Here is a 14,470-nt window from a genome sequence, read left to right on the forward strand (position 1 = left end):
ACAGTTACAAGGCAGCATTATCACAGAACAACAATACCCGAAAATGATAGGCATTGTCCCCCTTCTCTTGTTATGATACGCTTTAAGTATCTATGTGCACGACAAGGTGCATACCATTCGGAATGAAAGGGAGGAACTTGATGATTAAACATTTGAACGGCCGCTTGCCCCGCTGCGCCGTCATCATCATTTGCGTGCTCATGCTGCTCTGTTCCTCCCTGCTGCCTGCGCTGTCAGCAGATCCGCTCGGACAGCCCAGCGCGGATGCGGAATACGCCCATGCGCTGCATTATGAGACGGTGGTCGGGATTCCGCATCACTATATCGTGAAAATTCATACGTTCTTGCAATGGGCTGTTCTCTTTTTCATTTACCTGTTCATTCTCATAATACGGAATATCGTTCCCAAATATTTATTCGATGTGCCTTTCCGCCTTCTATTACTCAGCATCTGTCTCATGCCCTTAAAGTTTACCTCCAAGTACGTCGTTCGCTGATCGGATGTATTCAGTTCTATCATACCGGTAGTAAACAACGATAGTTACGAGGAGGAATAATTTCCATATGAACCAGATCAATGAACAGGAACAGCATGAACTTACGAAGAAGCAGGGCAAGCATTCTTCAGGATTGAAGACGGATATGAAAGTCATTAATCGAGATATGATGAACATCATCATGTTCATTGTACTATCAGCGGCAGTAATCGCTGCACTTTACTTCCTACTGTAGAATTAATGTTCATCACCCCTATCCTGCTCAGCGCCATGCTGAGTAAGATAGGGTTTTTTATTGTGTTGCAACACGGCGCTTAAGCTGTTTGTAACATTTCTACGTTCATTTCTACGTTCAATTCTATGTTCGTTTTCATGTTCAAATCTATCTTTTTTCGTCAAAAATAAACTTATACAAACATTCAATTGAACTTAAATGAACATTGAGCTATAATAGACAGCATCAGGCAAGATTAACCAATCATTCATTCATAGGAGGAATCATAATATGGAAATGCGTCACGCAAGTCATCCGGAGAGTGCGAAAGGCTACGATACGGATCGTCTGAGAAAAGAGTTCCTGATTGAGAAGCTGTTCGTGGAGAACGAGATTCAGATGGTGTACAGCCACGTCGATCGTTATATTATTGGCGGTGCGCTGCCAACAACAGGCACACTGCAATTGGAAGCGGATTCAAAGGAAATCGGAGCCGATTATGTGCTGGAGCGTCGTGAAATCGGTATCATCAACGTGGGTGCTGCCGGCATCATCAACGTTGACGGGACGGAATATGCCGTGGAGGCGCGCGACTGCCTATACATCGGCATGGGAAGCCGCGATGTGACGTTCGCTAGCCGGGATGCCGCGAATCCGGCACGCTTCTACTTCATCTCCACACCAGCTCATAAGACATATCCGACCGTGCTGCTGCCGATTGCCGAAGCTACGCCGCAGCATCTTGGCAGCTTGGCTTCGTCTAACGAGCGCACGATTTATAAATATATCCACAAGGGCGGCATTCAAAGCTGTCAACTCATGCTCGGCATGACGCTGCTGAAGCCGAACAACATGTGGAATACAATGCCTTGCCATACTCACGACCGCCGCTCCGAAGTATATTTCTACTTCGACATGCCAGAAGACGGTCTTGTCTTCCACTTCATGGGGGAGCCGCAAGAGACGCGGCATTTGGTCATGCGCAACGAGCAGGTCGCTATCTCACCGAGCTGGTCCATCCATAGCGGTGTAGGCACGAGCAATTATACGTTCATTTGGGCCATGGCCGGCGAGAATCAAACGTTTGAAGATATGGATATGATTGCCATGAAGGATTTGAAGTAAATGTCGAACGTAAAACGCCATCAACAGATTATGGAACTTCTCATTCAACAAGGCGAAGTCAAAGTAAACGAGCTTAGCGAGCAGCTTCAGGTTACCGGCAAGACGATTCGCGCGGATCTTGAGCTGCTGGAAGAGCAAGGCTTGCTTACCCGGGTTCATGGCGGAGCCGTGTTGAAGCATATGTCCGACCTCGGACTGCTGCCGGTGCAAGCACCGAACCAGCAGCACCTAACCGAAAAAGCAGAAATTGCTGAGAAAGCCGTACGCCTCATAGAGCCAGATGACATCATTGCGCTTGATGGCGGCAGCACGACCTTGGAAATGGCAAAGCGATTGGATAATGCGCCCATTACCGTCATAACGAATGATTTATTCATCATCGCTGAGCTGACGCGCAAGCCGGAGATACGACTCGTCGTGCCCGGCGGATACCGCAATCGGAATCTGCTCGTCAGCAGCGAAGCGGTGCAGTTGATACGCAAGTTGAATATCCAGAAAGCTTTTATATCCGCCACAGGCATTCATATCGAAAATGGCTTGACGATCTATACCAGCGAGCTGTATGAGCTAAAACGCGCATGGATTGACACGGCGAAGCGAACTTATGGTGTTGCGGATTATACGAAATTCGATAAATCGGCTCTGCTCACCTTCGCAACGTTGCAAGAAATGACCGCCATCATTTCCGATCATCAGCTGCCGGCGGACGTTCAGGAGAAATATGCGGCAGCCGGCGCATCGATATTGCTGTAGGTCGTCATGCTCAAGGAGGAAAGATCATGCAATTGTTCAATTTACATGGTCGTACTGCGGTAGTCACGGGAGGAGCCGTCGGCTTAGGCTTCGGCATGGCTTACGGGCTTGCGCAAGCTGGAGCGGATCTGGTGCTCATTACGAGCAACGGCCCGCGCGGGGATGCAGCGGAGAAGCTGCAAGCCCTTGGCCGCAAGGTTACTTTTATTCAGGCAGATCTAATGGACTTAGACGGAATGAACGATGTTGTGAACTCATGTGTGGAAGCAGCCAATGGCAAAGTGGATATTTTGGTCAACAATGCGGGCATTATCCGCCGTACCCCTGCCGCCGAACATTCGCTGCAGGATTGGCATGACGTGCTGCAGTTGAACCTGAATTCCGTCTTCTATTTATGTCAAGCCTTTGGCAATCATATGCTTCAGCAAGGCTCTGGCAAGATAATCAACATTGCTTCCATGCTCTCCTTCCAAGGAGGGATTAATGTTCCTGGCTATACTGCAGCAAAACATGGGATTGCCGGCGTCACCAAAGCACTTGCCAATGAATGGTCAAGCAAAGGCGTGTACGTCAATGCTATAGCTCCCGGCTACATGGCCACAGACAATACCCAGCAGCTGCGCGATGATCCGAAGCGCAGCGCCGATATATTAGGAAGAATTCCTGCAGGCCGTTGGGGCACACCTGAAGATCTGGCCGGTCCGGTCGTCTTCTTGGCATCTGCTGCATCGGACTATGTGAATGGACATATTTTGTGCGTTGACGGCGGATGGATGAATCGTTAATCAACGGATATCGATTGGGAGGAACGAGAGATGGACAATGTATGGTCAGCCGCAATTCATGACGCTGTGCAGAAGACGAAGGCGAATATTGCACGTTATGGGGACCAATTTCCTCACGTAAGCAAAAACGGAACATACTTGCTGAATGATAATACCGATTGGACTGACGGATTTTGGAGCGGTATGCTGTGGCTCTGCTATGAATATACGCAAGACGAGACGTTCGCCGAAGCGGCACGCAAAACCGTCCAAAGCTTCAAGCAGCGCTTGGAGCAGGATGTGGCGCTGGACCATCACGATATCGGCTTCCTCTACTCCTTATCAGCGAAAGCCCAATGGATAATTGACGGGGATGAAGAGGCGAAGCAGCTGACGATCCGAGCGGCGGATAAGCTGCTGAGCCGCTGGCGGGAAGAAGGACAGTACATCCAAGCTTGGGGGCCAAAGGGTGATCCAAAGAATGGCGGACGCATCATTATCGACTGCCTGATGAACCTCCCGCTATTGTATTGGGCATCGAATGCTACTGGAAATCCGCGTTATGCAGAGGTTGCGCGCATTCATGCGGAGCAGAGCCGCCGTTATTTAGTGCGGGGAGACGATTCCTCTTATCATACCTTTCACTTTGATACGGACACAGGGATTCCGATTGGAGGCTCGACACACCAAGGTTACAATAACGGATCTACTTGGACACGGGGACAAGCGTGGGGTGTTTACGGGTTTGCGCTATCGTATCGCTATACACAGGAACAGCACTATTTAGAAACATCCCGTCGCATGGCCCAGTATTTCTTAACCGAGCTGCCCGAGGACGATGTAGCCTATTGGGATTTCAATGCTGCGATAGACGAGAACACAAAACGCGACAGCTCCGCGTCAGCCATCGTGGCAGCGGGTCTGTTGGAACTGCTGGATCATTTGCCGGCAGATGATCCGGACAGAAGCTTCTTCGAGGACGGCCTTGACCGTTCGCTGCGCTCACTCGTTGCGAACTACTCAACGATGAATCAACCAGAAGCGGAAGGCCTCATCGAGCATGGCTCTTACGCGGTTCTGCTCGGACACAGTCCTGACGACTTTACGATTTGGGGCGATTATTACTACCTGGAAGCGTTAGTACGACTGGAAAAAGGAATAAAAGGCTATTGGTATGAGCGCTAATTGTAATTGTTTATATCGTTCTCTCTTGCAATTCCAAGCCCCCTTCATTGCCGGATTCATGTGACGATCGGCGATAAGGGGGCTCTTTATATGATGTGTTAACGATACGAGCAATCGGTCATTTGCTGAGACTGCAGTTCGATGCGATGGGCAGTAGGGGCACGAGTATACCATTTTTTATACAGCTTGGAAAAGTAGAGCGCATCTTCATAGCCTACTGACGCGGCAATCTGTTCGATCGTCAGTTGGGTCGTCATAAGCAGCGTTCTGGCCCGCTCCATCCGAATCCGCAGGAGAAATTGCATCGGAGACTCACCCATCTGCTTGCGGAACATTTTCGATAAGTATGTCCTATGATAACCAAGCATGTGCGCAAGCTCATCGATGGATATCGCTTTGTCATGCTGTAAAGTAAGCCAACGCGCCGCTTGTTCCACCTGACGTTCGATATCTGTGCGCATATCGCCTTTAGAGCCGCCTCTCCCGGTGCTTGCCACGCGAGCATATTCGGCTAGCGCCACTCGGAAGTAGCCTTCGGCTTCAATGTCGCTTGCTTCCCCTCCCTGATGCAGCGCTTTCATTGCATTTCGGAATAGAGCCTCCACCCGGTGCTTTCGATAGCCTTTCAGTACAGGAACATGCGGGCCAATGCCTATATTGGCAAGTATTTGCTCTGCATTATTACCACGAAAGCCAATCCAACGGTATTCCCACGGGTGCTGTTCATTTGCCTCGTAATATACCAATTCGCCTGGGAAGATAAAGAAGCTATCTCCTGCGCTGACTTCAAATTCCTGTCCCCGCATCGCGAACTTTCCCTTGCCGGACAGCACGCAATGGACGATCCCATAGTCATGCACCGTCGGACCGATTCGATGGCCTGGTTCCGTATTCGATTGGCCACTGAATAAGACGGTCAGTTCACCGCGAGACGGAGCTTCGTTGATGGCGATATTCGCTCGCTCAGCCACAGCGTCCCCTCCCTTTTTCGGCTACAATGCTCCATACTCATAATCATTTTGCCCATACACAGTTTCACCAAATTCAGCTACATTGATTGTACAGCATTTTATTCCATGTTGCATCAGACCATATGAACTTTAAAAAAAATTAAACTTTTCCTCTCGCAGAAAGGATGAAGGAATCATGGGCAAAATTACTTTTCTAGGTGCCGGCAGCACCGTATTCGCCAAAAACGTGCTGGGAGATTGCATGTTAACTCCGGCACTGCAAGAGTTCGAACTCGCTCTGTTCGATATCGACCACGAACGGCTGCACGATTCGGAACGGATGCTGAACAACCTGTTGTCTACGTCTGGCAGCACATGCCGCGTCGTCGCCTACCACGATCGCAAAGAAGCGTTGCGCGGAGCCAAATATGTCGTCAATGCCATTCAAGTGGGAGGCTACGACCCATGTACGATTACCGACTTTGAGATTCCGAAAAAGTATGGACTGCGCCAAACGATCGGAGACACGTTGGGCATCGGCGGCATCTTCCGCAACCTGCGCACCATCCCGGTGATGCTTGACTTCTCGAAGGACATCCAAGAAGTATGTCCTGACGCTTGGTTCCTCAACTATACGAATCCGATGGCTGTTCTGACGAACGTCATGAATACATATGGCGGTGTTCGTACGGTCGGTCTCTGTCATAGCGTGCAAGCGTGTGTGCCTCATCTGTTCCGCAGCTTGGAACTAGACGCAGAAGGCGTGCAAGCGAAGATCGCCGGAATTAACCATATGGCCTGGCTTCTGGAAGTGACTAAAGACGGTGAAGATTTATATCCGGAAATTAAACGCCGCGCGATAGAGAAACAGAAAGAAAAGCATCATGACATGGTGCGCTTCGAACTGATGTTCAAGTTCGGCTATTATGTAACAGAGTCGTCAGAGCACAATGCGGAATACCATCCTTATTTCATTAAGAAGCAGTACCCCGAACTCATTGAGCAGCTCAGCATTCCACTTGATGAATATCCGCGCCGCTGCGTCCATCAAATTGAACAATGGAAGCACATGCGCGAGCAAATGGTGAACAATCAACAATTGGAGCATACGCGTTCGCACGAATATGCTTCATATATGCTCGAAGCGATGGAGACAGGCGTACCGTTCAAGATCGGCGGCAACGTGATGAACACTGGATTGATTACGAATCTGCCGAAGGAAGCTTGCGTGGAAGTGCCATGCTTCGTCGATCGCAGCGGGATCACGCCAACTTATGTCGGGAATCTGCCTCCACAGCTTGCTGCACTGAATCGCACGAATATTAATACACAACTGCTTACGATCGAAGCGGCCATGACAGGCAAGAAGGAGCACATCTATCACGCAGCCATGCTGGATCCGCATACATCGGCAGAGCTAAGCATGGACGATATCGTCTCCTTGTGCGACACTCTGATTGAAGCGCATGGCACTTGGCTGCCAACGTTTAAATAAGTCAGTTTTTACAGTAAAGAGGGCGCTCCGGGAGGGGCGCTCATTTCGTCGCCGCGATTGGTTCCAGCTCGTCCGCTAGTCCTCAGCGGTCATAATGTATCGCGCGAGTCACTTGTGTGTCATGATCAGCATATACATATATAAATGAGCCGCTAGAACGATTCTAGGGCTCATTGTAGTGTGCTCTGCACGGCTGTGCAATGCTTTTGTTTTGTTTACCTTGTTTATTGCGCACGTTGACGCATGTCGTCGGAATTGTCTGGCAGCTGTTGTTGCTTCTTTTTGCGGTTGCGTTTAATGATAAGACCGGTAGCAACGACTAGGACAACGACGATAATTTCGAATCCGTACTTAATAACCGGGTTCTCAAAATAAGGTGCAATCGACTCGAATTTTTCGAATTCGCCGACGAACATTTTGGCAGATGTCCAAGCAAGAACCGCAGACCCGACAACGATAATAGCCGGATAGCGCTCGATGAATTTCAATACGATGGTACTTCCCCATACGACGATTGGCACAGAGATGGCAAGCCCTAAGACGACAAGCCCACCGTGTCCTCCCGCCGCTCCGGCAACGGCCAAGACGTTATCCAACCCCATCGCGGCATCGGCGACAATAATCGTCCGTACCGCTGCCCAGAAGTTCGTGCCGGCTTGCACGTTATGCTCTTTCTCCTCCACCATGAGCTTAATGGCGATCCAGAGAAGCACGGCGCCACCTACAACGAGCAGGAACGGTATTTTCAGGAGCCACACGACTCCCAAGGTCGCTAGCGCACGGATAATAACGGCTCCGACTGTCCCCCATATAATTACTTTTTTCTGGTCCTGCTTCGGCAAGTTCCGAGCCGCCAGACCGATGACAATTGCGTTATCGCCGGCAAGTACCAAATCGATAACAACAATAGACAGCAACGCCGTCCAGAATTCTAATGAGAATAATTCCATCTGTTGCATCCCCCTTATCTTTAGTATGTATTACGGACGCGAAAAACATGAACGCCGTTACCACGAGGTAACGGCGCTCAGATCAAAAGAGACCTTCACCAACGTTACAATCGTGGCAAAGGTCTCGCAAACAACGCTATACGTTGCCAGTATAGCCGAGGACCGCTAGGGAACGGATCCCGTAATGACGACTTATACTGTGCTAGCTACTCCCCTTTGGAGTATTCATTTTCGGTGAACTAATAATAACATCGAATAATGAATTGTTCAACCCTTATTTTCACCTATTTTTCAAGGTGCACGGTTGAGCCATTGTTCAATCGGGTACAATTGGTTATGATTATTTTATTGAAAAGGAGGTAGCCTATAAATGAGTATTCTTGATGAACATGCCCCATTGGAGCAAGCGACTTTTGCCGGTGGCTGCTTCTGGTGTATGGTAACACCGTTTGAAGAGCTTCCTGGCATTCACTCCATCATTTCTGGCTATACAGGCGGCCATACCGATTGTCCTACATACGAGGAAGTATGCACCGATAAGACAGGACATGCGGAAGCCGTGCAAATTACGTTTCAACCGCAGTTGTTCCCTTACGAGAAGCTGCTTGAAATATTTTGGCAGCAAATCGACCCTACCGATGAAGGCGGACAGTTCCACGATCGCGGCTCATCGTATCGGACGGCGATTTTCTATCATAATGAAGAGCAGCGGCAGACAGCAGAGCAATCCAAGCTTGAATTGGAACAGAGCGGCCGCTTCGACAAGCCGATCGCCACTGAGATCGTACCCGCGGGAACGTTCTATCCCGCTGAAGAACATCATCAAGATTATCATATGAAAAACCCTGCGCATTACAAGCGGTATCGCAAAGGGTCTGGCCGGGATGCCTTCATCTCTTCCCATTGGGCGATTCAAGCAAAGGATAAGATCGGGCTGAAAGATACATTGAATTCGATGCAATATCATGTGACGCAAAATAGCGGAACCGAGCCGCCATTCCAGAACGAATTCTGGGACCATAAAGCGGAAGGCATTTATGTAGATATCGTATCTGGCGAACCTTTGTTCAGTTCGAAGGAAAAATTCGATTCCGGCTGTGGTTGGCCAAGCTTTACGAAGCCGCTTCGTCCGCATCACGTCGAGGAACAGCTTGACTTATCGCACGGCATGGTTCGTATGGAGGTGCGCAGCCGTTTCGGGGAGTCGCATCTCGGCCACGTCTTTGACGATGGTCCGGGTCCGAATGGATTGCGGTACTGTATTAATTCCGCCGCCCTCCGCTTTATTCGTAAAGAAGATCTGGAACGAGAAGGATATGGAGAATTTTTGTCTCTGTTCGAAGCTCAGTCATAGAACAAATGAGATAAATCACGTCTGCGCAAGCGTGAGCAAAATGCCTGTCTTATCGTCGGACATTTTGAACCGGGGAATTTGGTTGCAGTGTTCATCCTGTCGCTCGTTCGCTTCCAGCACTGCCAAGCTCTGTCCAATCCCACTATGGACTACATATTGAATCCATGCCTCCGTCGTACGCTGACGGTCGTCAAGGTGCCAAGGATATAGCCCATCCGTTACGAGGAGCAAATGCGTCATGCCTTGCAGCGCGATGCTGCCATACTCCATATGCCATTCGACAGCCGGATCGCCGTTTAATACACTGTAGCCTGGATTGGAGTTCGCGTGTGTCCGATTGTTTGCAAGCATAGCTTGAACCTCATCCGGCCGTTCATGCTTCAACCAGGCTTCGTCATTCTGCTGCCATGTCTCAAGCGCGCGCGAGTCATAGTATTCGACACGGTCATGCGTTATAGTTCGTATTTGTCCTGTCTCATAGACAGCATAAATCATACAATCCCCCGTCTGAACCCAATGCGCGCGAGTCTCATCCAGCAGTACGAAGGCGTGAACAGCACCGAAGCGCCGTTCCTTTCTGCTGAGGTCGATTCCTTGCTCCAGCATAATTCCGTTCAACCGTTCGTTCGCTTGCAGGCTCGTGCGCACCAGCAAGTCGAGCGGACGGGATGATCGGTCTGGGTCAGTGACGGCAGAAGCCCATGGCTGTGCCACAGTCCGCGCTGCCAGCTCCCCCGCCGTTCTCCCCTCATCATCCAGAGGCACTTGTATTCCCGACACGCCGTCAATGACACCGAATAACCGTTCCTCCGGAAACACGACAAGCCGATCCTCATTCCGTGTTCCTTGGCCTTTCCTCGTTACGGCGTCGATAAGCAACTGATAGCTGACCGGCTTCATGAACTCAACCCCTGCGCTAACAGCGTCGGAATATGGATCGTCTTGCCCAGCTTGGCGCTCTCGATAGCTCCGAACACCATCGCAATGCTTTTCAGATTATCTTCCGCATTCGTCTCCGCCGGCCGGCCTTCCTCCAGCGCGAGGAACATTTCATCCAAGCACCCGAAATGCCCCTCCTGCCCGTTCCAATCGGTCGTTCCTTGCGTTCTGCTCCCTTGACCATCCTTGTCAAAGGATTCAGCCTCTATCCGCTCGCCATCCCATATAGCGGTCCCTTGGCTTCCTACCACGCGCCATGAAGCCTCCCAAGAGGTTGGAAATCCTTGCGCACACCAGGATCCGCGGTAATTGAACATCGAGCCGTCATTCATCTCGAACGTGCATATTGCTGAAGCGCTGCCGCGGTACCAAGAGCCGGGCGGGTTCCACTCCTGGCAAGTAACGTTGATAGGATCCGCGCCTGTAATGAATCTGGCTTGGTCGAACGTATGAATCGACATATCCAATACAAGCGGACTCGCCATTTCTTCCCGGAAGCCGCCGAAGCGGGGAGCAAGGAAGAAGTCGGCTCCGATGAACCCGACCGAACCTATTGCGCCTGTCCGGATTAGTTCGCGGTAGGCTCGAATGGAGCGAAGATAGCGACGGTTCTGCATAATGGCCAATGACCGCTGTGCTTGCCGGGTGATCTTCGTTAATTGCACAGCTTCGGACATGTGCGCTGCGAGCGGCTTCTCCGCCATGACGTGGCAGCCCATTTCCAACGCCGTTCCAGACGTGCTGCGGTGTGCATTGGGTGTCGTAATATCAAATACCAAGTTAGCCCCACTGCGCCGGATTGCTTCCTTCAGATCGGAATATAAGCCGCAGCTCAAGCCATGTCTATCAGCCATCGAGAGCGACGCTTCCGCCTGCACATCCACCAAACCGACAATAGCTGCGTCATGGCGCGTCTTCACATATTCAATCCACGTGTTAGCCATTTGTCCGCAGCCGGCAACGACAATGTTCCATTGTGCCACTTTTAAGCACTCTCCTTTGTTAGCATAATGATCATCTAATGTTCGGTTTCGTCATGACTTCGGCATTTCCTGCCTCCAATTTAAGAAAACCACTCTCGAGACCTTTATAGCCATAAGGAATGTCTCCACAATCTTGCTAATGATCATAAAAATCGCCTAAAGGCGTACCATCTGCTAAATAGCAAGGCATCGACTCTTCATAATTAACGAGATGTTCCGTTCGTACAGTGGTGCGTTCAGACTAAAGGGGATTTGCTTTATCTGGCTCTTTGCTTCATTCTCCCCTTTCATCAGGAAGCGGCACGCCCAATGATGACTCTGAACGCTGCCAAATTACTGCCGCCTTGCTCAGCTGCTTCAGCGCATGGCATCTATTTAGAACTCCCTCATCGAGCATAGAAATCAATGTCTCTGACAGGCTGCTTGACATAGTGTATACACGAAATGGTATGCATGCACCTTATTCTCGACGTTATCCTTCCTGATTGTATGGGAGAATGGATCTAAGAGCCATTGAACGGAAGCCTGACATCATGCTCTTTATTTAAGGACGGATTTTCAAGCCAAATGCGACAGTTCTTCAAAAAAACAATTCCTGTTCTCCGTGATCGAAGTAAGTTCCATTGGAAAATATACAGTAAAACCGATGGTTCAAGCGGCTAAATGGCGTTTAGACTGTACTTTGTCCAATGGATTTTACTGTTTTTCAGTGATTGCTAGAAATGAGAGTCGAACCATTGGAGCAACTCCAATGAAACCTGCCGTAAAGAGATATACGCTGTTGTTTCACTGTACAAATTCCAATGCAGGATGAGACAAGGGAGATACGGCCCAGCCTTTAGATCCGCTTTCTCTCCTGACAATCCGCCAACTTTATAAAATTAAAAAAGACCCAAAAAGGTCTTTTTTTCAGAGGTTATGATTGCTTCGACGCAAGCTTGGCAGCTTGTCCGAATAATCCCATCAGCATGAAGACGACAATAATGTACAGCAGGAACATCGGCGCGGACATCGCTGAAAATACCATGGGGGATGCCAAAGCAAAACCGATCATGCTCATGGAACATACTAATGCAATCACAAAATATAACGACCTGCGGCGGGCCGTATGAGCAAAGGAGGCTTGTCCCCTCTCTAGCGCAATCTCTCTTAATCCGCTGCACATCAGCGTCACTAACGTAATATTCAATCCGGTCTCCACAACGCTGCGAATGACGCCGAACCAGGCACGGAACAGTGAAGGCGTTCCGGAGATAAGGAGCGGCTGCAGCACCTCGATTACCGCCAGCACAATTAGCGGTATACATACGTTCTTCGCTTGACGGTACCGAACGGACTCAGCAGACAGCTCATTTAGCCCGCTCCATATCAGTGCTAGCCCTACAATATCAGGTAACAGGTCAATGCCGCCCGGGGCATAATCTATAAAGAATAAAAAACCCCATTGAATACGTCTCATTGCTTTTGCTTCTGTAATCATCTTCGCTGCTCTATATCCTTTCCATTCGATATATTCATACCCGTATGTAGTGTAAATTCTGTTTCAGTATACCCTCATGGCATATCGCACGCAACAACCAGCGGAATTTGGAACATTTTTCTACAGCCGTCAATGGGGCTGGCGCATGTATGTTTTTTCATTTTGCAGTATAATGGTTAGATGTCTCATGGAAAGGTTACATATCATTCGGGAGGAAGCATCATGAACAACGTAAAACTATTTTCGGACAGTACATGCGATCTGCCGAAAGAACTGATTGAACAATACGATATCGGCATCATTCCGTTATACGTTACTTTCAACGATACAGCCTACCGGGACGGCGTAGACATCACGACGCCCGAATTATATGAGCGAGTAAAGGAATCTGGCAAGCTGCCGAAGACATCGGCTCCATCTCCCGCTGATTTTATGAAGGCGTTCGAACCATATGTACATCAAGGGCACACGATATTATTCATTGGACTGTCCTCCCAATTGTCTTCCACGATTCAAAATGCAACCATCGCAGGGGAAATGCTCGGAGAGGGTACGGTTAAGGTCATGGATTCATTGAATCTATCTACCGGAATCGGAATTCAGGTGCTGAAGGCGGCGCGAGCGTTGGAAGCAGGGAAATCATTGGATGAAGTCGTGCAGTTGGTAGAATCGGTCAAGGGCAAAGTCGAGACGGAATTTATTATTGACACGCTGGATTATTTATATAAAGGAGGACGCTGCAGCGGACTGCAAAATATTATCGGCAGCCTGTTGAAGATTCGTCCGGTCATCAAAGTCATTGAAGGGAAAATGACCCCTGCCAACAAGATTCGCGGCAAACGTGAGAAAGCGCTGGAGCAGTTGAAAAATAACGCGCTGTCCCTCCAAGGCAGCATGGATTTAGATACGATATTCGTAACACATTCACTATCACACGATGATGCCGCCATGCTGCAGTCGGAACTGAAGCAGCGCACCGGCGCCAAGCATGTCTATTTATCGGATTGCGGCTGTGTTATTTCCAGCCACTGCGGTCCGAACACGATCGGGATTGTGTTCGCGTTACAATAAACGAAGAAAGCGGTGAATCCGGGCAGCTGCCTGGACATTCACCGCTTTCCTATTTCGTGTGTGCCTTCGCTTGCAGCCCTCTTGGGTCATTCACCCATTTGCGAATTGCCGGAATCTTCTTGCCGATATTCTCTCAAGATGATGCGCCTGCCAATATAATGCGGCATGAATGTCTCCCCCAACATGCAGATGTGGGACCCTTCGGTTTACCACAGAGGCCATACCTTCCATTCGACTTTGCCTTCGAGCTTCGCCACAGGCACCGGCCCGAACTTGCGGCTGTCTTCGCTAATCTCGCGATTATCCCCTAGGACGAACACATGCCCTTCAGGAACGACACAAGGAAACTCAACTTCTCTCGGCCATGTCTCTCCTTCTGCGTACGGTTCGTCAATGACGTTCCCATTGACGATCAGATGACCGTCACGAAGGTCCAATGTATCCCCTGCAGCGCCAACGACGCGTTTAATGAAGCGTTTCCCGTCGAAGGCCGGATCAATAATGACTACATCTCCATATGCCGGATCGGACCAATGGTATACCCATTTATTTTCGATGAGCCGATCTCCCGGATGGTACGTATTTTGCATCGAATGCTGTTGTACGACAACTTGGGCATATGCAACCTTCTGCACAAGAAAGCTGAGGCTGAACACTAGTATAATCGGAATAATATAGCCTCTCACAATCAATTTCCATCTCGTATCCAT

At 49.6% G+C, this 14,470-nt stretch carries 15 protein-coding genes; 9 read left to right on the plus strand and 6 right to left on the minus strand.

Annotation, left to right across the window (positions count from 1 at the left end; genetic code table 11):
• The first annotated feature begins 140 nt into the window (after window positions 1-140).
• The 6 genes from A372_RS0127130 to A372_RS0127155 all read left to right on the plus strand — a co-directional run bounded on the left by A372_RS0127130 (window position 141) and on the right by A372_RS0127155 (window position 4,538).
• Window positions 141-497 carry a hypothetical protein gene (locus A372_RS0127130; protein ID WP_019424076.1) on the plus strand — a complete coding sequence of 119 codons (357 nt, stop codon included), beginning with the start codon at window positions 141-143 and terminating at the stop codon, window positions 495-497.
• A gap of 67 nt (window positions 498-564) precedes the next feature.
• Window positions 565-732, plus strand: a complete 168-nt coding sequence (locus A372_RS37680) for a hypothetical protein (protein WP_019424077.1) — start codon at window positions 565-567, stop codon at window positions 730-732.
• Between the two features lie 270 nt (window positions 733-1,002).
• Window positions 1,003-1,836, plus strand: a complete 834-nt coding sequence (kduI, locus tag A372_RS0127140; protein WP_019424078.1) for a 5-dehydro-4-deoxy-D-glucuronate isomerase — start codon at window positions 1,003-1,005, stop codon at window positions 1,834-1,836.
• Complete coding sequence (locus A372_RS0127145) at window positions 1,837-2,589, plus strand: DeoR/GlpR family DNA-binding transcription regulator (RefSeq protein ID WP_019424079.1); 753 nt, start codon at window positions 1,837-1,839, stop codon at window positions 2,587-2,589.
• 26 nt (window positions 2,590-2,615) lie between these two features.
• Window positions 2,616-3,374, plus strand: a complete 759-nt coding sequence (gene kduD, locus A372_RS0127150; protein WP_019424080.1) for a 2-dehydro-3-deoxy-D-gluconate 5-dehydrogenase KduD — start codon at window positions 2,616-2,618, stop codon at window positions 3,372-3,374.
• A gap of 30 nt (window positions 3,375-3,404) precedes the next feature.
• Complete coding sequence (locus tag A372_RS0127155) at window positions 3,405-4,538, plus strand: glycoside hydrolase family 88 protein (RefSeq protein WP_019424081.1); 1,134 nt, start codon at window positions 3,405-3,407, stop codon at window positions 4,536-4,538.
• 98 nt (window positions 4,539-4,636) lie between these two features.
• On the opposite strand, the gene A372_RS0127160 is transcribed toward A372_RS0127155, so the two are convergent.
• Entirely contained in the window at window positions 4,637-5,509 is an 873-nt protein-coding gene (locus A372_RS0127160; protein ID WP_019424082.1) for an AraC family transcriptional regulator, read from the minus strand.
• 175 nt (window positions 5,510-5,684) lie between these two features.
• Between A372_RS0127160 and A372_RS0127165 the strand changes: the two genes are divergently transcribed.
• Entirely contained in the window at window positions 5,685-6,983 is a 1,299-nt protein-coding gene (locus tag A372_RS0127165) for an alpha-glucosidase/alpha-galactosidase (protein WP_019424083.1), read from the plus strand.
• A 224-nt stretch (window positions 6,984-7,207) separates the two neighbouring features.
• Here the strand turns inward: A372_RS0127165 and A372_RS0127170 are convergent, their stop codons facing one another.
• Window positions 7,208-7,933 carry a TerC family protein gene (locus A372_RS0127170; RefSeq protein WP_019424084.1) on the minus strand — a complete coding sequence of 242 codons (726 nt, stop codon included), beginning with the start codon at window positions 7,931-7,933 and terminating at the stop codon, window positions 7,208-7,210.
• A gap of 370 nt (window positions 7,934-8,303) precedes the next feature.
• Here A372_RS0127170 and msrA point away from each other — a divergent pair, with 370 nt between their 5' ends.
• A complete protein-coding gene (gene msrA / locus A372_RS0127175) occupies window positions 8,304-9,287 on the plus strand; it encodes a peptide-methionine (S)-S-oxide reductase MsrA (protein WP_019424085.1) in 984 nt (327 codons plus the stop codon).
• Between the two features lie 15 nt (window positions 9,288-9,302).
• Here msrA and A372_RS0127180 read toward each other — a convergent pair whose 3' ends face one another.
• The 3 genes from A372_RS0127180 to A372_RS0127195 all read right to left on the minus strand — a co-directional run bounded on the left by A372_RS0127180 (window position 9,303) and on the right by A372_RS0127195 (window position 12,668).
• Complete coding sequence (locus A372_RS0127180) at window positions 9,303-10,187, minus strand: protein phosphatase 2C domain-containing protein (RefSeq protein WP_019424086.1); 885 nt, start codon at window positions 10,185-10,187, stop codon at window positions 9,303-9,305.
• Window positions 10,184-11,209 (minus strand): Gfo/Idh/MocA family protein, encoded by a 1,026-nt coding sequence (locus A372_RS0127185; protein ID WP_019424087.1) that lies wholly within the window; start codon window positions 11,207-11,209, stop codon window positions 10,184-10,186. Before A372_RS0127185 ends, A372_RS0127180 begins: the two co-directional genes overlap by 4 nt.
• Window positions 11,210-12,125: 916 nt before the next feature.
• Window positions 12,126-12,668, minus strand: a complete 543-nt coding sequence (locus A372_RS0127195; RefSeq protein ID WP_237728626.1) for a hypothetical protein — start codon at window positions 12,666-12,668, stop codon at window positions 12,126-12,128.
• A 243-nt stretch (window positions 12,669-12,911) separates the two neighbouring features.
• Here A372_RS0127195 and A372_RS0127200 point away from each other — a divergent pair, with 243 nt between their 5' ends.
• A complete protein-coding gene (locus A372_RS0127200) occupies window positions 12,912-13,760 on the plus strand; it encodes a DegV family protein (protein WP_019424089.1) in 849 nt (282 codons plus the stop codon).
• Between the two features lie 206 nt (window positions 13,761-13,966).
• Here A372_RS0127200 and lepB read toward each other — a convergent pair whose 3' ends face one another.
• Window positions 13,967-14,470, minus strand: a complete 504-nt coding sequence (gene lepB, locus A372_RS0127210) for a signal peptidase I (protein WP_019424090.1) — start codon at window positions 14,468-14,470, stop codon at window positions 13,967-13,969.

It is taken from the genome of Paenibacillus sp. OSY-SE, assembly GCF_000283315.1.
In the GTDB taxonomy this organism is placed as follows: domain Bacteria; phylum Bacillota; class Bacilli; order Paenibacillales; family Paenibacillaceae; genus Paenibacillus_B; species Paenibacillus_B profundus.

Coding starts and splice junctions, on each gene's coding strand:
- A372_RS0127130 (WP_019424076.1), top strand. CDS start 141: ATGATTAAACATTTGAACGGCCGCTTGCCCCGCTGCGCCGTCATCATC.
- A372_RS37680 (WP_019424077.1), top strand. CDS start 565: ATGAACCAGATCAATGAACAGGAACAGCATGAACTTACGAAGAAGCAG.
- kduI (WP_019424078.1), top strand. CDS start 1,003: ATGGAAATGCGTCACGCAAGTCATCCGGAGAGTGCGAAAGGCTACGAT.
- A372_RS0127145 (WP_019424079.1), top strand. CDS start 1,837: ATGTCGAACGTAAAACGCCATCAACAGATTATGGAACTTCTCATTCAA.
- kduD (WP_019424080.1), top strand. CDS start 2,616: ATGCAATTGTTCAATTTACATGGTCGTACTGCGGTAGTCACGGGAGGA.
- A372_RS0127155 (WP_019424081.1), top strand. CDS start 3,405: ATGGACAATGTATGGTCAGCCGCAATTCATGACGCTGTGCAGAAGACG.
- A372_RS0127165 (WP_019424083.1), top strand. CDS start 5,685: ATGGGCAAAATTACTTTTCTAGGTGCCGGCAGCACCGTATTCGCCAAA.
- A372_RS0127170 (WP_019424084.1), bottom strand. CDS start 7,933: ATGGAATTATTCTCATTAGAATTCTGGACGGCGTTGCTGTCTATTGTT.
- msrA (WP_019424085.1), top strand. CDS start 8,304: ATGAGTATTCTTGATGAACATGCCCCATTGGAGCAAGCGACTTTTGCC.
- A372_RS0127180 (WP_019424086.1), bottom strand. CDS start 10,187: ATGAAGCCGGTCAGCTATCAGTTGCTTATCGACGCCGTAACGAGGAAA.
- A372_RS0127195 (WP_237728626.1), bottom strand. CDS start 12,668: ATGAGACGTATTCAATGGGGTTTTTTATTCTTTATAGATTATGCCCCG.
- A372_RS0127200 (WP_019424089.1), top strand. CDS start 12,912: ATGAACAACGTAAAACTATTTTCGGACAGTACATGCGATCTGCCGAAA.
- lepB (WP_019424090.1), bottom strand. CDS start 14,470: ATGGATACGAGATGGAAATTGATTGTGAGAGGCTATATTATTCCGATT.